We start from the raw sequence: 19,800 nt of genomic DNA, 5'->3' as shown, positions 1-19,800 counted from the left end.
GATTTTACCGCAAATTTTGCGGTCTTTCTTGTCAAATCCGGGAATCTTTTGTATGGCTATTTAGGCTGGTCTGTATCAAAGCGGTCAACGGTCTGAATACCATCCAGTGATTTGAGTCTTTGCACCAGTTCTTCCAGCTCCTCTTTATCATGCACAAACACTTTAATGGTGCCCTCAAAAATACCCTCTCTGGATTCAATGGTTAAACCGGCAATGTTGATTCTCAGTTCACCACTGATGACGTTGGTGATTTTATGTACAACACCCACATCATCCAGGCCAATAATCTTGAGTCCTGTAAGGAAGGAGATTTCTTTGTTCTTCGCCCATTTGGTTTTCACTACCCTGTGACCATAATTGGCCAATAGTTGTGCCGCATTGGGGCAATTGGTTCTATGGATGATCAAACCTTTACCACTGCTCACAAAACCAAACACATCATCACCCGGAATGGGGTTACAGCATTTGGCCAGTGAATACATGATTTTATCACTGCTTTCGCCGAAAATGATGAGTTCAGAATCTTTTTTACCACCAGCTTTTTGTGCAGGCTCATGATGTGGTTCCTGAATAATCGGTTTGGGTTTGGGAATTTCCAGCCTGTCGCCAATCACATGGAAATCCTTCAACTCTTTCAATTCAATTTTCTTCACAGCTACTTCATAGAACAAATCCAATTGTGAAGGCAGCTTATAGAAGTGAACGAGTTCATCAATATTGTGCTGATTGAACGCTGCACCTGCTGATTCCAGCTTTCGCTGTAAAGTATACTTTCCGTCCTCTGCTACTTTTCTTTTTTCTTCGCGTAAAGCATCCTTAATCTTGGCTTTCGCTTTCGCGGTAACAACAATATTCAGCCAATCTTCGCTGGGCTTTTGTTTGTTGCTGGTGATAATTTCCACCTGATCGCCACTGCGCAATTTGTGACTAATAGGCACCAGCTTGTGGTGCACTTTTGCGCCAATACATTTGCAACCTACGGCAGAGTGAATAGAAAAAGCAAAATCCAGTGCAGTACTACCAACAGGTAACATTTTCACATCGCCCTTGGGTGTGTACACATAAATTTCTTCAGCAAGAAAAGATGTTTTGAAGTCCTGCAGAAAATCTACACTATCCGTATCTGTGCTTAGTACTTCCCGAATCTGCATGAACCATTTATCGAAGCGATCTTCCTCGTTGTTGCCTTCCTTATATTTAAAGTGTGCTGCAAGACCCTTCTCTGCAATCTCATTCATTCTTTTTGAGCGAATCTGTACTTCCACCCATTTACCCTGTGGGCCCATCACGGTGGTGTGCAAGGCTTCATAACCATTGCTCTTAGGATTACTCAGCCAGTCGCGCAAGCGTTCAGGAGAGGGTAGGTATTCATCAGTAATCATGGAATACACTTTCCAGCATTCCTCTTTTTCTTTTTCCTGCGCTGAATTTAAAATCACACGAATGGCAAAGAGATCATACACTTCTTCAAAAGCCACCCCTTTTTTCTTGATCTTGTTCCAGATGGAGTGGATGCTTTTTGGTCGGCCATAAATTTCATAAGAGAAACCAGCTGCATTCAGCTTTTCCTTAATTGGGCGAATGAATTCATTGATGTACCTGGTTCTTTCGCGTTTGGTTTCAGAAAGTTTACGGGCAATTTCTTTGTATGCTTCCGGCTCCATGTATTTCATGGCCAGATCTTCCATTTCTGTCTTGATATTGTACAAGCCCATGCGGTGTGCAAGTGGTGCATACACCCAAACCGTTTCAGAGGCAATCTTCAATTGTTTTTCCCGCTTCATGCTGTCGAGTGTACGCATGTTGTGCAAGCGATCGGCCAGCTTGATGAGAATAACTCTCGGATCATCTGTAAGTGTTAACAGAATCTTCTTGAAGTTCTCTGCCTGTTGCGATGAGTTGGTATCAATGACATTAGCAATCTTGGTCAATCCGTCAACAATGCGCGCAATCTCACTACCAAATTCTCGCTCAATATCTTCTAAAGTAACATCGGTATCTTCTACGGTATCGTGTAGTAATGAGCAAATGGTACTACGCACACCCAGTCCAATTTCTTCCACACAAATCATCGCTACAGCAATGGGGTGAAGGATATAGGGCTCGCCACTTTTTCTGCGCATGGTTTTATGCGCATCAGCAGCCATTTCAAACGACTGGCGCAACAATTCCTTATCACCTTTCTTGAGTTTGGGTCGCAGACTTCTGAGCAAAGCGCGGTACTGCCGGAGAATCTCTCGTTTTTCCTGCTCTTCGGTTAAATTATATTTCTGTTTAGGAGCTTCCTGCACAAAATCTGGTTGCTGCATCATAGGTCTGCTAATATAAGGAATGAAGCCTTGATTTGGTTGAATTGTACCAGCGGCTTTTCGCATGCGTGCAATTCAGCTATTTTTGCGCACCATGCCCGCAGCCCCAAAGAAAGGATTTGATACCGGATTGTTGAAAGAAGTCTTTCGATTTGCAAGACCATACCGCCTGCAATTTGGGGCCAGCATTCTGCTGGCGATACTGATGGCTGTTTTTGCACCCATTCGCCCTTACCTCATTCAGCTCACCATTGATAAAGCTACAGCGAAAGCTGTTCAGGTACCAGTTTGGTTACGTTGGTTGTTTGAAGATGCTGTTTGGGCCGATGCTACCCGTTTCATTATTGCAGTAACCATCTTTCAGGTTTGTTTCATTTTCGTAGAAACCACAGTAAGATTTGCTTTCACCTTTACCACAGCCTGGTTGGGGCAACATGTGGTGCGCGATATGCGCAATGCGGTCTATAAGAAAATTCTCTCGCTTAACCTGAGTCAGTTCGATAAAACACCCATAGGTACGCTCACTACCAGAACCATTAATGATATTGAAAGCATCAATGATATTTTTTCTGATGGATTGATTCCCATTCTTGCGGATCTGCTCACCATCATCATCACACTGGGCACCATGTTGTGGATTGATTGGAAGTTGACCCTGATTGCCCTGATTCCTTTTCCTTTCATGATCATTGCCACTTACTATTTTAAAGAAAGTGTCAATAAGAGTTTTATTCGCGTGCGCAATGCAGTGGCTGCTTTAAATGCATTTGTACAGGAGCATATTACAGGTATGCAGATTGTACAGGCATTTGCTGCAGAAGAAAGGGAGTTTCGCAAGTTCAAAAAAATCAATGCTGAGCACCGCAATGCCAATATCCACGCCATTTTCGCTTACTCAGTTTTCTTCCCTATTGTGGAAGTGGTCTTGGCGGTAAGTACCGGTCTCATTGTTTGGTGGGTGGCCAATCAGGCAGTTGGGGTAAGCGGACAAGAAATTGATTTCTCCGGTAAATTGGTGGCTTTCATTTTGTACATGAACCAGATATTCCGGCCGCTACGCGTGATTGCCGATAAATTCAATGTGTTGCAAATGGGTATGGTAGCTGCAGAGCGGGTAGTGAAAGTGTTGGAGAATGAAGATATCACTGCAGACGAGGGTACACATGCGCCAACAAATATTAAAGGGAAAATAAGTTTTGATCATGTTTGGTTTGCTTACACCGATGAGCAGTATGTATTAAAAGACATCAGCTTTGAGGCCAATCCGGGAGAAACCATCGCCTTAGTAGGGCATACGGGTAGCGGCAAAACTTCGATTATCAGCTTATTGAACAGGCTTTATACGATTCAGAAAGGACAGATTCGCTTGGATGATACACCCATCGAATCTTACCAGTTGGATGTATTACGCAGTCAGTTTGGAGTAGTACTGCAGGATGTATTCCTTTTCTCCGGGTCTATATTAGATAATATCACCTTACGTAACCCCGATATCAGTCGCGAACAAGTGGAAGCTGCTGCCAGAATGATTGATATGCACGATTTCATCATGCAATTGCCGGGCGGCTACGATTACCATGTGATGGAAAGAGGCAGTACCCTGAGTCTGGGGCAGCGCCAGCTGATTTCTTTTGTACGGGCCTTGCTCTACAATCCTTCAGTCCTGATTCTGGATGAAGCTACTTCCTCTATCGATACAGAAAGTGAGCAGCTCATTCAACAGGCAACAGATACTTTAATCAAGGGCAGAACTTCCATCATCATTGCCCATAGATTATCTACCATTCGCAAAGCGAACAGAATCATTGTGTTAGACAAAGGCGAACTGAAGGAAATAGGTACACATGATGAGTTGTTGGCCAAGGGCGGATTCTATGCCCGTTTGCACGAAATGCAGTTTGCGAAAAAAGCCGCTTTATCCTGATAACCGTGTCTGTATTGGGCTGCACGTCTGGGGCAAAATTTCTTCCAAAATCCAATTCTTAAAAGCTGCCTTTTCACCCCCATACCCCTATCTTTGCGCCAAATTTCGGAACGGCTATGGTGCTGAAACATGTGAAATCTTTGCTGGTAGCGGCTTTCGGCCTTTTTTTATTGACAATTTCTATGCCTGCATTGGCGTCTGATGCACCCGGTCATGAAACCGGTGCACATGAAGCTGGTGCTCCTAAAGCCATTAACCCAAGCGAGGTGATCATGGAGCACATCACCGATGGCCATGAGTTTCACTTCTTTACAATGGGTGATTTTCACGCAACCATTCCCTTGCCTGTGATTCTCTATTCACCTGAGCGTGGTTTATCTGTATTCATGTCTTCTGCTTTTCATCATGGTCATGAAGCCCACAATGGCTACAAACTGGAACATGGTCATATTGTAGCTGTAAAAGAAGACGGCACACCCGATACTTCTGTTCATGTGTACGATTTCTCTATGACGCGTAACGTGGTACAGATGATTCTGGCACTGGTTATTCTGGTGGTGTTGATGACAAAGGTTGCCGGCAAGTATAAAGCACAGGGTGGTAAGCAGGCCCCAAGTGGCTTCCAGAATATGGTTGAGCCAGTGATTCTGTTTGTACGTGATGATGTTGGTAAGACTAACCTGGGTCATAAGTATGAAAAATACATGCCTTACTTGCTCACTGTTTTCTTCTTTATTCTGATCAATAACTTGTTTGGTTTGATTCCCGGATCAGCCAACGTAACTGGTAATATTGCTTTAACTGGTGTATTGGCCCTGATCTCTTTCGTAGTGATCATCTTCAGTACCAATAAGCATTTCTGGGGCCATATCTTCTGGTTCCCCGGTGTACCTGTACCTGTGAAATTGTTGATGTTGCCTGTTGAATTGATGGGTATCATCACCAAGCCTTTTGCCTTGATGATTCGTCTTTTTGCGAACATGGTTGCAGGTCACGTGATCATTTTAAGTTTCATCATCCTCATATTCATCTTTGGTGCAATGAATGCGGCGTTGGGCTTTGGCTCTTCACCAATCTTCATTGCGTTGGCAGTGTTTATCTACCTGATCGAAGTACTGGTTGCATTCATCCAGGCTTACATCTTCACCAACTTAACGGCGGTGTTTATCAGTCAGGCATTTGAACATGGCGATCACCATGATGAGCATGGGCACCATTAATTAGGAACCATTAAACACAAATAGTATGTCAATGTTGAACAACTTGCTGGATGTTAGCATGTCTCACCTCGGTGGTGCGATTGGTGCTGGTCTGGCTGCGATTGGTGCTGGTATCGGTATCGGTCAGATTGGTAAGGGTGCTACAGAAAGCATCGCTCGCCAGCCTGAAGCTGCTAACGACATCCGTGGCGCTATGATCTTGACTGCCGCCTTCGTAGAAGGTGTTGCCCTGCTGGCCGCTGTAGCTGGTCTGCTGGCTGTATTCAAGGCGTAATGCCCAACACATTACTGCATCCAATGCACAGGGCAAAGGATGCAGTATTTATCTCAAACATCAGAAACTGATATATCATGGAATTATTACAACCGGGTTTAGGTTTATTGGTTTGGAACTTTATCGCTTTCATCGTGGTGTTCTTCATCCTGAAAGCTTTTGCATGGAAGCCAATCCTGAAAAGCTTGCAAGAGCGTGAAACAGGTATTGCTGATGCAATTGCCAGTGCTGATAAGGCCAAGGCTGAAATGGCACAGTTGAAGAATGAAAATGAAGTGTTGTTGCAGCAGGCGCGTGAAGAGCGTGCACGCATGATCAAGGAAGCAAAAGAGCAAGCTGATAAAATGGTGAGTGAAGCCAAGGAAAAAGCAAAGAACGAATATGACCGTATCGTTGCAGATGCGCAAGTGGCCATCACACAGCAGAAAAACGCTGCGCTTACTGATGTGAAGAATCAGGTAGGTAGCCTGGTCATTGAAGTAGCAGAAAAAGTACTGCGCAAAGAACTGGCTGATAAATCAGCACAGGAAGTGTATATCAAGAAACTGGCTGAAGAAGTAAAGCTGAACTAAGACCTAACTGAACCAGAGTAATTATGCAGAACCCACGTTTAGCAGCACGATACGCCAAAAGCCTGATTGACCTGGCCGTTGAAAAAAACGAGCTGGAGCAGGTGAATAGCGATATGCAATATCTGCGGGCTGTATGCAAAGCAAGCCGTGAGTTTGTGAGCGTACTGCGCAGCCCGGTAATTCGTGCAGACCAGAAAACGGCCATTCTCGGCGAAGTGTTTAAGAATGGTGTGAAGAGTGAACTGACTAGTGCTTTCAGCAGATTGTTGCTGAACAAAAGCAGAGAAGCCAACCTGCCAGATATTATTGAAGCTTTCGAGGACCAATACAATGCCATCAAGGGTATCCGTAAAGTGAAGATTACTACGGCTACACCTGTAGATGCATCCGCACAGGAAGAAATCATCAACCGCCTGAAGAAGGAAAGTAATGGTGGTTTCGATAAGATCCAGTTGGAAGCAGCAGTGGATGAAGAGCTGATTGGTGGTTTTGTACTTGAATTCAATAACAATGTGGTTGACCTGAGTATTCAGCGCGACCTTCGCGATATCAAAAAACAATTCACGAAAAACATTTTCGTGTCTAACATCAGATAATCTAACAACTTCAAATTTTGCAATATGGTGGAAATCAAACCAGATGAAATTTCAGCGATACTGCGTCAGCAGTTAAGCAACTACAATGTTGCTGCTGAATTAGAGGAAGTGGGTACGGTGCTGCAGGTGGGCGACGGTATCGCCCGTGTTTACGGTCTGAACAATGTAAAGGCCGGTGAACTGGTTGAGTTTGAGAATGGCGTTAAAGCCATCGCTTTGAACCTCGAAGAAGACAACGTGGGTGTGGTATTGATGGGTGAGTCTACCGAGATCAAAGAAGGTGATAAAGCACGTCGTACTGGTCAGATCGCTTCTATCAAAGTAGGGGAAGGTCTGGTTGGTCGTGTGATCAATACCCTCGGTGAACCCATCGATGGTAAAGGTCCTATCACTGGCGAACTCTATGAAATGCCACTGGAGCGTAAAGCCCCTGGTGTTATCTACCGCGAACCAGTTAAGGAACCACTGCAGACTGGTATCAAGGCCATCGATGCCATGATTCCCATCGGTCGTGGTCAGCGTGAGCTGGTAATCGGCGACCGTCAGACTGGTAAAACTGCCATCTGTATTGATACCATCATTAACCAGAAAGAATTCTTTGACGCTGGTAAACCAGTATACTGTATTTATGTTGCCATTGGCCAGAAAGCATCTACCATCGCCGGTGTGATGAAGACCCTGGAAGACAATGGTGCCATGCAATACACCACTATCGTAGCAGCTTCTGCCGCTGACCCTGCTCCTCAGCAGTTCTACGCGCCATTTGCCGGTGCTGCGATTGGTGAATTCTTCCGCGATACTGGACGTCCTGCATTGATCATCTATGATGATCTGTCTAAGCAGGCCGTAGCTTACCGTGAAGTATCATTGTTGCTGCGTCGTCCTCCTGGTCGTGAAGCATATCCCGGTGACGTATTCTACTTGCATAGCCGTTTGTTAGAGCGTGCTGCGAAAGTGATCGGTAACGATGATGTTGCTAAGAACATGAACGACTTACCAGAGTCTATCAAGCACCTGGTAAAAGGTGGTGGTTCTTTAACTGCCCTGCCAATCATCGAAACACAGGCTGGTGACGTATCTGCATACATCCCTACCAACGTAATCTCTATCACTGATGGTCAGATCTTCTTGGAAGGTAACTTGTTCAACGCAGGTATCCGTCCAGCGATCAACGTAGGTATCTCTGTAAGCCGTGTGGGTGGTAACGCACAGATCAAATCCATGAAGAAAGTAGCAGGTACCCTGAAACTCGATCAGGCCCTCTACCGCGAAATGGAAGCCTTCTCTAAATTTGGTGGTGATCTGGATGCCGCTACAAAACTGGTACTGGATAAAGGTGCTCGTAACGTAGAAATCCTGAAGCAGCCGCAGTATACACCATTCCCTGTTGAAAAGCAGGTTGCGATCATCTACTTAGGTACGCAGGGTCTGCTGCGCGAAGTAGCTGTAAGCAAGGTGAAGGAGTTTGAAGCACATTTCTTAACTGAAATGGAAAACAAACTGCCTGATGTATTGGCCGACTTCAAAAAGGGTAACCTGGATGAAGGTAATATCAAGAAGATGACAGATCTGGCTAAATCCATCATGCCACAGTACAAATAATCAGCTTAGTTCTGAGTGAATAATAGCCCCGACGGTATCGTCGGGGTTTTTTATTTTAAATCAAGTTATTGAAAATCAATATCATAAAAGTAATCTGAAAAATAATTTGGTTTATAATATAAACTAATCTACGTTTGTCTTGCAAACAAACAAAACATGAAACGTTTACTGCTGCTGGGTATAGGTGTGATGGCTGCAACATTGGGTTGGTCGCAGGTGAAAGTGATGGGCAGTCTGAAAGACACCAAGGGAAGAATCCTCGCCGGTTCATCAGTATCCATCAAAGACGCTTACGATGGTGGCCTTACCGACTCAACGGGAAAGTTCAGATTCAAAACTTTTGAAAAAGGCAATCAAGTACTCATCGCTAAGAGCATTGGTTATAAAACACAGGAATATCCCATTGTAGTAGAGAAGGATAGCATCGTGGTGGATTTCATCATGAAAGAAGAAATCAGTGAACTAAAAGCAGTGGTGATTACAGTCAATTCATTTGAAGCAAGCGATAAGAAAAAATCAACTGTTTTACGTCCTTTGGATATTGCTACTACTGCTGGTGCCAATGCAGATATTTCTGCTACCATTCAGACCCTGCCAGGCGCACAAAAAGTAGGTGAGCAGGAAGGTTTATTCATTCGTGGTGGTAGTGCCGAAGAAAGTAAAATCATCATTGATGGTAGTGTAGTGAATAATTTCTTTTTCAGCTCTGTACCGGGTATTGCACAACGCGGTCGTTTTTCTCCCTTCTTGTTTAGTGGTACACAGTTTACCAGTGGTGGTTATTCAGCCTTGTACGGACAAGCATTGAGTGCTGTACTCAGCTTAGAAAGTATTGATCTGCCAGAACGCAGTGAAGTGCAAGTGGGTATATCTCCGCTTTTTGCCAGTGTTGGTTTTCAGCAATTGGGTAAGAACAAAAAGACCAGTTATGGCGCAAGCTATTCTTACACAGATCTGGCACTCTATCAAGCTGTGGTGCCACAGGCGCCAGATTTCTATCGCAGACCGGTGTTTCACAATATTGACGCGAATTTCCGTATTAAGACAAAGCGCGGTGGTATGCTGAAATTCTATACCTATTATAACGCCAGTGATCTTGCATTACGCAGACCTTCTTTAGATAGCATAGGCATGAAGAATGCATTTGCCTTGACCAACTTCAATAGTTTTTCTAATGTACAATGGCGTCAGCCACTAGGTAAGGGATGGAAATTAAACGCATCTGCTGCCATTAGTTTCAACAATGACCTCATCAACTCTCAGTTGCAAAATCAGCAGAATGCGGTAGTCAATAACACAGGTATTCCTGTGCTGGATGCGCAAAACTTCAACATCCGTGTTACGAATACCATGTGGCAGGTGAGAGGTGTATTGGAGAAAAAATTTGGTGCCATTAACGCTGTTCGTTTTGGTGGTGAGTTGTGGAAGCATACAGACAGCAATTCAATGCGCGTATTCAGCAGTCGTTTTGGTGGTACTACTAACGAAACTTATGTTGCAGCATTTGCTGAGTCTGATCTCTATATCACGAATGAATTGGCTTTCCGTCCCGGACTACGTATGGAGCGCAGCGATTTGTTGAATAAAACCAATATCGCACCAAGAGCATCATTATCGTATAAACTCAATGCCAATAGTCAGTTCAGCTTCGATTATGGTATTTTCTATCAAACACCGGAACGTAGGTATTTCCGCCCATGGACGCCTGAACTGAATTTCCAGCGTGCAGATCATTATATCTTAACCTATCAACATTTATCCCGCGATTATACTTTCCGTACGCAAGTGTATTACAAGGATTATGCAAAGCTATTACGCACAGACGCCAATGCACTTGAAGCGGTGAGTGTAAACGGAAATGGATTTGCCAAAGGATTGGAACTATTCTGGCGCGACAGAAAGACCATTAAGGGTATGGACTATTGGATCAGCTACTCTTATCTCGATACCAGAAGATTGTATTTGAATTATCCCATGAGCGCCCAGCCAACATTCGCAGCAACACAAAGCGGTAGTGTGGTATTAAAGAAGTTCTGGGTGAAACAAATGTTCGGTGTAAACTGGAGTTGGAACTGGAGTACGGGCAGACCTTACCTGAACCCCAATAAACCAGCAGATCAATTCCTGAGCGACAGAACTATTTTCTACAGTACCAATAATTTCAGTTTGAACTGGTTGACCAAAATCTTCAAATCAAACGGTGTAGTTGTAGCAGGTATCAATAACGTGTTCAATGAAAAACAAATCTTCGGTTACAATTATAGCAATCGCTTGAAAGACGCAGCTGGTCAGTTCATTCGCGAAGCTGTAACACCACCGGCTCCCCGCAGTTTCTTTTTGGGTGTGTTCCTGAGTTGGGGAGTAGATCGTACGCAACAAAACATCAACAATAACCTCTAAAACCTACTGTATGCAAAACGAGAAAAACAGAGCACTTTGGGAACTGGCCCAGGCACGTGCATCATTTAAAAAGCATCTTTTTTCTTACGTAGTGGTCAATCTTTTTCTGGTAGCCATTTGGTATATCTCTTCCAGACCTTATACCAGTTATTTCTGGCCCATCTGGCCAATGCTTGGCTGGGGTATCGGTTTGCTGATGCATTATTTTGGTGCATTTCATGCCGACAGTTTTTTCTCTGCTGAAAAGGAGTATGATAAGCTTAAGAACAAATCATAAATACATCACAAACATCCTCACAAAATCACATTGTTATGAAACAGTTAGTAGTTATTGCTGCTATGTTCGCAGCAGTTGCAGTAAATGCACAATCTAAATTCGAATCTGCTATGCAGCGCGGATTGGGTATGATGAAAGAAGCGAAGTCGGCTACTGAAATGCAAGAAGCTGCTGCTTTTTTTGAGCGCGTTGCAGAAGCAGAAAAAACACAGTGGTTGCCTTATTACTACGCTGCATTCTCTTTGTACAACGCAGCCTGGATGGATCAGAAATCAGATAAAGACAAGACCGGTGAAAAATGCAAGGAACTGATAAGTAAAGCAGAAGCCATTGAAAAAAATGCCGACTTGTACTGTTTAAAGCAACAGATTGCTGTATTGCAAATGATGGTAGATCCTATGAGTCGCTGGCAAACTTATGGTCAGGAAGGCCAACAAGCTTTAGCAGCAGCTAAGCAGGCAGATCCCAAGAATCCGCGTATCTATTACCTCGAAGCCATGACTTTAATGAATACGCCGGAAGCTTTTGGTGGTGGTAAATCGGTAGCCAAACCTTTGTTCGCTAAATCTGTGGAATTATTCAAGACCTATCAGCCCGCATCTGCATTTCATCCCAATTGGGGCAAGGCCGATGCCGAAAAGATGCTGGCCCAATGTCAGTAAGATGTGTATCAACAAATGCAGAGGCCTCAGTGCCTCTGCTATCTTTACACGTATACAATTAGTTTATGGAAAATCATCCTGAACGTTCACCGCAGGAAACCCTGCAACTGATTGAGTCCATGATCAACAAAGCACAAAACCGCTTTGGTGAGAATGGTACTTTGTATTTATTATGGGGATGGGTGATTCTAGCCTGTTCCTTATTGCATTACGGCATGATCCGATGGTCCAGCATTCAGAATCCGGAAATGGTCTGGTTTGCAACCTGGATTGCAGTGGCCTATCAAATCATTTATCTCGCCCGACAGAGTAAAAAGCAGACTGTTCGCACCTATACTGATGAGATTATTTCTTATGTCTGGATTGTCTTCGGTATCAGTGGAGGCATTGCTACGTTTATTTTAGGCAGATCCAATTCATGGGTATCCATGTATCCCATCATTTTGATGCTATATGGTATGCCTACATTCCTTTCTGGCGCAATTATGCGGTTTAAGGCATTGATGTTTGGTGCAGTGGTTTGTTGGGTGCTTGCTGTGGTGGCTACTTTTGTTGATCCACTCAATACCTTGCTATTGCTCGCATTAGCAGTGATCACAGCATGGATTGTACCAGGGTATATTTTGAAAGCTAAATACAAAGCAGCACAATCATGAATAAGGAAACACCCATGACTGAAAAGGAAAGCCTTGATCTGATTACCAACATGATTCAAAAGGCCAAGAGTAGCTATCATGATACCGGTATAGGTTCTCTGCTGTGGGGCACAGTGGTAACTGTCGCTTCTGTAGTTACTTACTTTCAACGTACATATGATTTCTCCTTTGGATTTGATATCTGGTTAATTGTATTGGCAGCAATTATTCCTCAGGTATTTATTTCGGTACAAGAGAAAAAATCCAATAAAGTAAAGCAATACGAAGACGATGCTTTGAATGCCGTTTGGCTGGTATTTGGTATAACTATTTTTGGTTTAAACATCTATCAAATGATCGTTCCTGGTGTAACTAACGAATTTATCAAACAGGAAGGTTGGCAATTGACTAAGCATTATCTCAATAGCAGCAAAGCAGATGAATCCATCAGCGCCTTCACACCAAGTATTTATTCATTATTCATCCTCATCTATGCATTTCCAACATTGGTTACAGGTATTGTTAAAAAATTCAAGCCCATGTTGTACGGCGCAGTGATCACATACGGACTTTTTATTGGCTCTTGCTTTACCATTACTGAATATGACTTTTTATTGGGAGGAGTAGCAGCATTGATCTGCTGGTTCATTCCCGGCGTTATCTTAAGAAGAAAGTACCTGGCACAACAAAAGGCGAATGTTTAAAGAACTGGATCCCATATTACATTCTCAGTTAAGACTGGCCATCATGAGTCTGCTCATTAGTGTGAAGGAGGCTGAGTTCACCTTCATTAAAGAGAAGACCAATGCAACCGCCGGTAACCTCAGTGTGCAGGTACAAAAACTGAAAGAAGCCGGGTATATTGAAGTTACCAAGCAATTTGTAGACAATTACCCGCAAACAACCTGTAAAGTCACACCCGAAGGCGTCAAAGCCTTTGAAGCATATGTTAAAGCGCTTCAGGCTTATCTTCAGGTTGGGAAGAATAATTAAGGTTTTTTCGCTGTTCATTCAACTACCTTTGCCCCGCATTGTTATAGTGCCATGGCAATCGTCTCCGTTCAACATCTTTCCAAACAATTCGGCAGTTTCGCAGCTGTAAATGACCTCTCTTTCACAGTAGAAGCAGGAGATGTCTATGGATTTCTGGGCCAGAATGGTGCCGGAAAAAGCACCACGATCCGTATGTTGATGACTTTGATTGCCCCCACCGCAGGTTCCATCAATATTTTCGACATGCCATTGGCTACCCATCGAAAAGAAATCCTGCAACAAATTGGTGCAGTAATCGAAAAGCCGGACGTATACAAATACCTCTCCGCCTATGATAACCTGCGTTTGTTTGCTCGATTGAGTGGGGTGCAGGTTGGCAGGAAACAGCTGATGGATCAATTGGAAATGGTGGGTTTGGCAGAAAGAGCTGCTGATAAAGTACGCACTTTCTCACAGGGTATGAAACAAAGGCTGGGTATTGCGATTGCACTAGTGCATAATCCGCAATTGATTGTGTTGGATGAACCAACAAACGGACTCGATCCTCAGGGTATCGCAGATATTCGTAACCTGATTCTGCACTTGAGTAGGGAGTGGAAGAAAACGATTATCGTATCATCACACTTGTTGAGCGAGATTGAACAGATTGCCACAAGGGTGCTGATTATTGATAAAGGCAGAAAGATTGTGGAAGGTAGTGCTGCTGCTTTATTTGATCCGGCACAAACCTTGGTTGAGCTTACGACAACAGATCCAGCATTTGCCTGGACAAGTTTGCTGCAAAGCCAATGGGCTGGTGTGCTGAAAGAACAAAGAGGTGGGCAGATCTTGCTGCAATTGCATCGCAACGATATTCCGGAACTGCACAAAGCATTGGTTCAAATGCAGATTGGTGTATTATCCATGCAGCCGAAACACTCACTGGAAGATTATTTTTTACAGGTAACCGCGGGAAAACAACATGTGGACGCTTTTTCAAATTGAGTTGTATAAAATATTCCGCAGACCGCGGACATATATCGCTTTCGCAGCCATCACAGCACTCATTGGTGTGGTACAGCTTGGTTTGAAAGTGGATGGTAAAGAGTATGCAGAGTTTGTAATGGCCGACTTCAACAGTTCTTTTTCTGTTGATGGAAATATCCTCAATGGTTATTTCGTCTGCTATGTGGTGTTACAATTGTTATTGGTGCACGTGCCGCTATTAATAGCATTGATTGCGGCTGATATGATTTCCGGCGAAGCCAATATGGGTACACTTCGTGTGTTGATGACCAAGCCTGTTAGTCGACTGGAATTTGTACTCGCAAAATTTCTGGCTTCTGCTGTCTACACTATTTTATTATTGATCTGGGTAGCGATTCAGGCATTACTACTAAGTATGCTTGTCTTTGGTACAGATGATATGTTCATCATGAAAAGCAGTTATGCAGTAGTGATTAAAGCAGATGATGTGTTCTGGCGCTATGCAGGTGCTTTCTGCTTTGCTGCTTTAGCTATGACAACTGTTGCTGCACTCGGGTTTCTCTTATCATTATTCGCGGATAATTCTATTGGCCCTATTGTTGCTACCATGAGTGTGATTATTGTGAGTACGATTTTGAGTACGATGAGTATTCCCTTATTCAATGCAATCAAGCCTTATCTGTTTACTTCTCATATGATTACCTGGAAGGAGTTTTTTGACTTGAAGGTGAATGACTTGAATGAAGCCATACCGGGAACGATACAGAACCCGCAAAAAATCTGGAACTCTGCGATGGTGTTGATGGCGCATATTGTGGTATTTGTAGGTGCTGCCGCGATTATTTTCAAACGTAAAGATGTGTTGAGCTGATGAAAAAGATATTGGTTGTATTGCTGGTTGTGTGTGCAGTGTTTGATAGCAAAGCACAGGATATGACTGCCCTGATCAATAAGGTGAAAGCCAAAATGGATCAGGTGAACGATTATACCGCAGAAGGTAAGATGAAAACTGATGTAGCTTTCATCAAAGCACCTATTGGCCGTGTGAAAGTGTTTTATAAAAAGCCCAATCTGTTCAAGCTCCAGAAAGATGGCGGCATTTCTATCCTGCCTAAGGGAGGTGTTACAGTGAATATGCGTTCCATTATCACAACCAATGATTTCATGGCGCTGGATGCAGGCGAGCAGGTATTGAATGCGCAGAAATTACGCGTGGTGAAATTATTGCCTACTGCAGAGAACAGTGATGTGGTATTAACGACGATGTACATCGATGAAGCCAATTTGCTGGTGAAAAAAGCAGTTACTACCACCAGAGAGAATGGTACTTATGAAATGGAAATGCAGTATGGCAAATTTGCAGATTATGGCCTGCCGGATAAAGTAATCTTCAGCTTCAATACCAAGGACTACAAATTGCCCAAAGGAATTACGCTTGAATTCGATGATGTGGATCAGGAAACCAAGAACCGCATGAAGGGTAAAAAGGGACGTGTAGAAATTACTTACGCCAATTACAGTATCAATAAAGGTGTTCCGGCTTCAGCTTTCAAATAAATCAGAAAACCTGCACAGACCAGCTTCTTATGATTGAACTGCCTTGTTCAATGGCATGAATGCCTTCCTTGTTGGTTAATTCTTGATTGGTAGTAGCATTATCCGCAATACCACACCAGGGTTCTAAACAAACAAAGTCTGCATCTTTAGCAGCCCAGATACCATAGTAAGGAAATCCTTCAAATTGCATACTTAAGCCATGTGTTGATTGTTTGCTTTTGATGCTGATGGCTGTTGATTGTAAATCTTTAAATACTAAAGCATCACCATAAAACAGTGGCTTATTCAAGGCTAAGACATTCGTGTTTTCTAAGCAGGGTATGGGTGCAGCTTCAATCAATCCTTCTTTGGTGAGTGGCCATTTGCCTGTATGTTCTGTTTGTGCAAATTCCAGATACCAATCTTCATACTTAGTTACATCAGTCAAAGGAATCTTGAAAGCCGGATGTGCACCAATAGATGCGTACAATGTTTCCTTACCTGTGTTGATGATTGTGTAACTAACAGTGAGCATGTCATGTTGAATCAAGTAACCCAATTCAAAAGAGAAATCAAATGGATATACTTTCTTGGTTGCTTCATTACTGTTTAATACAAGGACAACTGCCTCATTGCTTTGAGATTGCACGCTGAATTCCATATCGCGTGCAAAGCCATGACGACCCAATTGATACGCTTGTCCCTTGTAGAAATAGGTATTGTCTTTTAGTCCGCCAACAATGGGGAATAAAACCGGACTAAACTTTCCCCAGTAAGCAGGATCACCGCTCCAGAGGTATTCAAGATTCAGGTCTTTTCTGTACAGACTTTGTAACTCAGCACCTTTTTCAGCAATGGAGATGCGCAGCAGATCATGCTCCAGTTGTATCATAGTTATCAGGATTCAGATTCTTCAATTTTTTCATCCACCGCGTTGGCAAACAAACGCATACTCATTTTCTTGAGCGGATTTTGTCTGGCATCTGCATAACCCATGCGCTGACGAATGATATCAATACAAGTGTAAGTTGCTTCCAGGAATGATGTGTGATCTGCTTTTCCTTTTCCGGCAATGTCAAATGCTGTTCCGTGATCAGGACTAGTGCGTACCACAGGCAGGCCTGCAGTATAATTCACGCCTTCGCCGATTGCGAGCGATTTGAATGGAATCAATCCCTGATCATGGTACATGGCTAGCACTGCATCAAATCTTTCATGCTGACCACGTGCAAAGAATGCATCAGCGCTGTATGGCCCAAACACCATGATATGTTGTTTGCTTTCTTTGATAGCTGGTTTGATCACTGATTCCTCTTCGTTACCAATCAACCCTTCATCGCCTGAATGTGGGTTCATGCCCAGCACAGCAATTCTTGGTTTGTCAATGCCAAAATCTTTCTGCAAACTGCTGTGGATGATTTTGAGTTTACTGATAATGGCTTCCTTGGTAATATGCTTGCCCAATTCCGCAACTGGTACATGCTCAGTTACCAAACCTACACGCATATTAGGTGCAGTCATCAGCATGGCCACATCATTTGCACCAAAGAAATCTTTTAGGAAAGGTGTATGGCCACTGTAGCTGAAATCAGCTGATTGTACATTCTTTTTATGGATAGGGGCTGTAACCAAACCTTGAATTTGTCCGTCTTTCAAAGCCTGTGCAGCAGCACGCAAAGAAATGATGGCATATTTACCACCAAGCTCATTTAGCTGTCCCGGCGTAATAGCCACTTCTTCTTCCCAGCAGTTCACAATATTGATCTGTTTGGGATTGATGCGTGACGCATCTTTTGAGCTGGCATAGTTCAGGTTGATATCGGCCAGACTTTTGCGATAGAAATTGATGCTTTTATTGCTGGCAAAAACCACCGGCGTGCAAATATCCAGTATGCGGTTATCAGACAGGGTTTTGATGATCATTTCAATACCAATGCCGTTCAGGTCGCCACAGGAAAATCCAATCACCGGCCTTTGCAAATCGTTACTCATGTTGCTTGATTATTGGGTAAAAATAAGCATTATCAACTGTTTGGCAGGGCTATACCGGTCAAAACAGTAGTTTTGCGCCATGCAATACACCCTCAAAAAATCACTGGGTCAACATTTCCTGAAAGACGATAGTGTTTGTGTGCGCATCGTGGAGGCTTTACAGCAAGAAAACTACCATCAATTACTGGAAGTAGGCCCGGGTGGGGGAGCATTAACCAAGCACCTGTTACAGCTGGAGAATATAGAGTTGAAGGCTGTTGAACTGGATGCAGAGAAAATAGCTTATCTCGAACACCATTTTCCAGCCATTACTGGTAAGCTCATTCATCAAAGCTTTCTGGACATTGATCCTCCATTTCAAGACAGTTTCATCATCGTGGGCAATTTCCCTTACAATATCTCCTCGCAGATTGTATTCAAGATGCTTGATTGGAAAGACCAGGTACCTGTGATGATTGGGATGTTTCAGAAAGAAGTAGCACAAAGAATTGCAGCCAAGCCGGGTTCAAAAGTATATGGGGTAATCAGTGTATTGGTGCAAGCATTCTATGCAACTGAATATTTGTTTGATGTGCCTGCTGAGGCATTCAATCCTCCACCCAAAGTAGTGAGTGGGGTAATTAAACTGCGCAGAAAGGAAGTGGCGCTTGATGTGAAATCAGAAAAGCATTTTCGAAATCTGGTGAAGACTGCTTTCAATCAACGTAGAAAGACTTTACGCAATGCGGTAAAAACATTGTTTGATGCAACTGTTTTGGAAGATCCTTTGTTTAATCTGCGTGCAGAGCAATTGAGCATTGAGCAATTTGCGGCACTCACCTTTCAAATGAATTATTGATGCAAGGCAAAGTGATCATAACGGCCAAAGCCCACCCAATGCTGGAAGAGAAACTGATACAGCAGGGTTTTGTGGTGGAATATGCGCCGACAATTACTTATGAGGAACTTATCGAAAAGATTGGTGATACGGTAGGTTTGATTGTGACAACTAGATTGAAAATTGATCGTGCGCTATTGGATAAAGCAGCTCAGTTGAAATGGATTGGGCGATTGGGTAGTGGCATGGAATTGATTGATGTGGCATACGCCGAAAGCAAAGGCATTCTTTGTGTGAGCAGTCCGGAAGGAAACCGACTCGCTGTTGCTGAGCATGCATTGGGTATGTTGCTTTCTTTGATGAATAAGCTGCACAGCAGTTATGATGAAGTGAAAGCGGGTAAATGGATTCGTGATGCCAATCGTGGGTTAGAGTTATCAGGTAGCACCGTGGGTATTATTGGCTATGGCAATACAGGCAGTGTTTTTGCGCAACTACTACAACCATTTCAGGTAACGGTATTAGCACATGACCGTTATCGGTTTGACTTTGCAAAGGACTATATCAGAGAATCAGGATTAGAACAAATTGCCCGCTATGCCGATGTGGTGAGTCTGCATCTTCCGCTAACTGCAGAGACAAAGCATTATGCCAATGATGCTTTTTTCGATAGCCTGGAACAACAGCCATTTTTCATCACTACCTGCAGAGGAAAAGTGACAGACACTGCAGCATTAATTCGTGCATTAGAGGGCGGAAAGATCAAAGGCGCGGCACTGGATGTTTTGGAAAATGAGCGATTAGAAACCTATTCATCAGAAGAACAAGCTCAATTGCAATGGCTTGTTAATCAGCCAAATGTGTTAATTACGCCCCATATTGCCGGGTATAGTCATCAAGCTTTTGAGCGCATGAGCCGGGTGGTTGTAGAGAAATTAGGGCTGGTCTGAAATTTGGCTTTCAAGTCGAATCCTCCTTATATTTGTCGCCTGCAACGCTGTAGTTCAATCTGCGGCGTTGTATTT

At 43.4% G+C, this 19,800-nt stretch carries 20 protein-coding genes; 17 read left to right on the top strand and 3 right to left on the bottom strand.

Annotation, left to right across the window (positions count from 1 at the left end):
* Positions 1–56 precede the first annotated feature (56 nt).
* On the bottom strand, positions 57–2,309 hold the full coding sequence (locus tag J0L83_07360) for a bifunctional (p)ppGpp synthetase/guanosine-3',5'-bis(diphosphate) 3'-pyrophosphohydrolase (protein ID MBN8664370.1): 2,253 nt from the start codon (positions 2,307–2,309) through the stop codon (positions 57–59).
* Positions 2,310–2,403: 94 nt separating this feature from the next.
* On the opposite strand from J0L83_07360, the gene J0L83_07355 reads away from it, so the two are divergent.
* The 15 genes from J0L83_07355 (at position 2,404) to J0L83_07285 (ending at position 15,987) form a co-directional block, all read left to right on the top strand.
* Positions 2,404–4,233 carry an ABC transporter ATP-binding protein gene (locus J0L83_07355; GenBank protein MBN8664369.1) on the top strand — a complete coding sequence of 610 codons (1,830 nt, stop codon included), beginning with the start codon at positions 2,404–2,406 and terminating at the stop codon, positions 4,231–4,233.
* Between the two features lie 116 nt (positions 4,234–4,349).
* Positions 4,350–5,453 (top strand): F0F1 ATP synthase subunit A, encoded by a 1,104-nt coding sequence (gene atpB / locus J0L83_07350; GenBank protein MBN8664368.1) that lies wholly within the window; start codon positions 4,350–4,352, stop codon positions 5,451–5,453.
* Between the two features lie 25 nt (positions 5,454–5,478).
* Positions 5,479–5,727: an ATP synthase F0 subunit C gene (atpE, locus tag J0L83_07345; GenBank protein ID MBN8664367.1), complete on the top strand. Its 249-nt coding sequence runs from the start codon at positions 5,479–5,481 to the stop codon at positions 5,725–5,727.
* A 77-nt stretch (positions 5,728–5,804) separates the two neighbouring features.
* Positions 5,805–6,299 (top strand): F0F1 ATP synthase subunit B, encoded by a 495-nt coding sequence (gene atpF, locus J0L83_07340; protein ID MBN8664366.1) that lies wholly within the window; start codon positions 5,805–5,807, stop codon positions 6,297–6,299.
* Positions 6,300–6,322: 23 nt separating this feature from the next.
* Complete coding sequence (atpH, locus tag J0L83_07335; GenBank protein ID MBN8664365.1) at positions 6,323–6,895, top strand: ATP synthase F1 subunit delta; 573 nt, start codon at positions 6,323–6,325, stop codon at positions 6,893–6,895.
* A 24-nt stretch (positions 6,896–6,919) separates the two neighbouring features.
* Complete coding sequence (locus J0L83_07330; protein ID MBN8664364.1) at positions 6,920–8,497, top strand: F0F1 ATP synthase subunit alpha; 1,578 nt, start codon at positions 6,920–6,922, stop codon at positions 8,495–8,497.
* A 156-nt stretch (positions 8,498–8,653) separates the two neighbouring features.
* Positions 8,654–10,897 carry a TonB-dependent receptor gene (locus J0L83_07325; protein MBN8664363.1) on the top strand — a complete coding sequence of 748 codons (2,244 nt, stop codon included), beginning with the start codon at positions 8,654–8,656 and terminating at the stop codon, positions 10,895–10,897.
* 10 nt (positions 10,898–10,907) lie between these two features.
* Positions 10,908–11,174, top strand: a complete 267-nt coding sequence (locus J0L83_07320; protein ID MBN8664362.1) for a 2TM domain-containing protein — start codon at positions 10,908–10,910, stop codon at positions 11,172–11,174.
* A 35-nt stretch (positions 11,175–11,209) separates the two neighbouring features.
* Positions 11,210–11,836 carry a hypothetical protein gene (locus J0L83_07315; GenBank protein ID MBN8664361.1) on the top strand — a complete coding sequence of 209 codons (627 nt, stop codon included), beginning with the start codon at positions 11,210–11,212 and terminating at the stop codon, positions 11,834–11,836.
* Positions 11,837–11,901: 65 nt separating this feature from the next.
* Positions 11,902–12,492, top strand: a complete 591-nt coding sequence (locus tag J0L83_07310) for a hypothetical protein (GenBank protein MBN8664360.1) — start codon at positions 11,902–11,904, stop codon at positions 12,490–12,492.
* Positions 12,489–13,175, top strand: a complete 687-nt coding sequence (locus tag J0L83_07305; protein ID MBN8664359.1) for a hypothetical protein — start codon at positions 12,489–12,491, stop codon at positions 13,173–13,175. Before J0L83_07310 ends, J0L83_07305 begins: the two co-directional genes overlap by 4 nt.
* Positions 13,168–13,464 carry a transcriptional regulator gene (locus J0L83_07300; GenBank protein MBN8664358.1) on the top strand — a complete coding sequence of 99 codons (297 nt, stop codon included), beginning with the start codon at positions 13,168–13,170 and terminating at the stop codon, positions 13,462–13,464. Before J0L83_07305 ends, J0L83_07300 begins: the two co-directional genes overlap by 8 nt.
* A gap of 51 nt (positions 13,465–13,515) precedes the next feature.
* Positions 13,516–14,448, top strand: coding sequence for an ABC transporter ATP-binding protein (locus J0L83_07295; GenBank protein ID MBN8664357.1), 933 nt, complete (start codon positions 13,516–13,518; stop codon positions 14,446–14,448).
* The gene (locus J0L83_07290; GenBank protein ID MBN8664356.1) at positions 14,426–15,301 is read left to right on the top strand and encodes an ABC transporter permease subunit; all 876 of its coding nucleotides are present in this window, start codon (positions 14,426–14,428) and stop codon (positions 15,299–15,301) included. Before J0L83_07295 ends, J0L83_07290 begins: the two co-directional genes overlap by 23 nt.
* Positions 15,301–15,987, top strand: a complete 687-nt coding sequence (locus J0L83_07285) for a hypothetical protein (protein MBN8664355.1) — start codon at positions 15,301–15,303, stop codon at positions 15,985–15,987. The genes J0L83_07290 and J0L83_07285 overlap by 1 nt, the downstream gene beginning before the upstream one ends.
* 1 nt (position 15,988) lies before the next feature.
* Here the strand turns inward: J0L83_07285 and J0L83_07280 are convergent, their stop codons facing one another.
* Together J0L83_07280 and pdxA are read right to left on the bottom strand one after the other, a co-directional pair.
* Positions 15,989–16,858 carry an aldose 1-epimerase family protein gene (locus tag J0L83_07280; protein ID MBN8664354.1) on the bottom strand — a complete coding sequence of 290 codons (870 nt, stop codon included), beginning with the start codon at positions 16,856–16,858 and terminating at the stop codon, positions 15,989–15,991.
* A gap of 5 nt (positions 16,859–16,863) precedes the next feature.
* Positions 16,864–17,958: a 4-hydroxythreonine-4-phosphate dehydrogenase PdxA gene (gene pdxA / locus J0L83_07275; protein ID MBN8664353.1), complete on the bottom strand. Its 1,095-nt coding sequence runs from the start codon at positions 17,956–17,958 to the stop codon at positions 16,864–16,866.
* Between the two features lie 79 nt (positions 17,959–18,037).
* On the opposite strand from pdxA, the gene rsmA reads away from it, so the two are divergent.
* Positions 18,038–18,796 (top strand): ribosomal RNA small subunit methyltransferase A, encoded by a 759-nt coding sequence (rsmA, locus tag J0L83_07270; GenBank protein MBN8664352.1) that lies wholly within the window; start codon positions 18,038–18,040, stop codon positions 18,794–18,796.
* Positions 18,796–19,725 (top strand): hydroxyacid dehydrogenase, encoded by a 930-nt coding sequence (locus tag J0L83_07265; protein MBN8664351.1) that lies wholly within the window; start codon positions 18,796–18,798, stop codon positions 19,723–19,725. The genes rsmA and J0L83_07265 overlap by 1 nt, the downstream gene beginning before the upstream one ends.
* Positions 19,726–19,800: the final 75 nt, after the last annotated feature.

The sequence above is a fragment of the Chitinophagales bacterium genome, assembly GCA_017303835.1.
Lineage (GTDB): Bacteria > Bacteroidota > Bacteroidia > Chitinophagales > Chitinophagaceae > JAFLBI01.
This window is presented reverse-complemented; position numbering and strand designations above follow the sequence as displayed.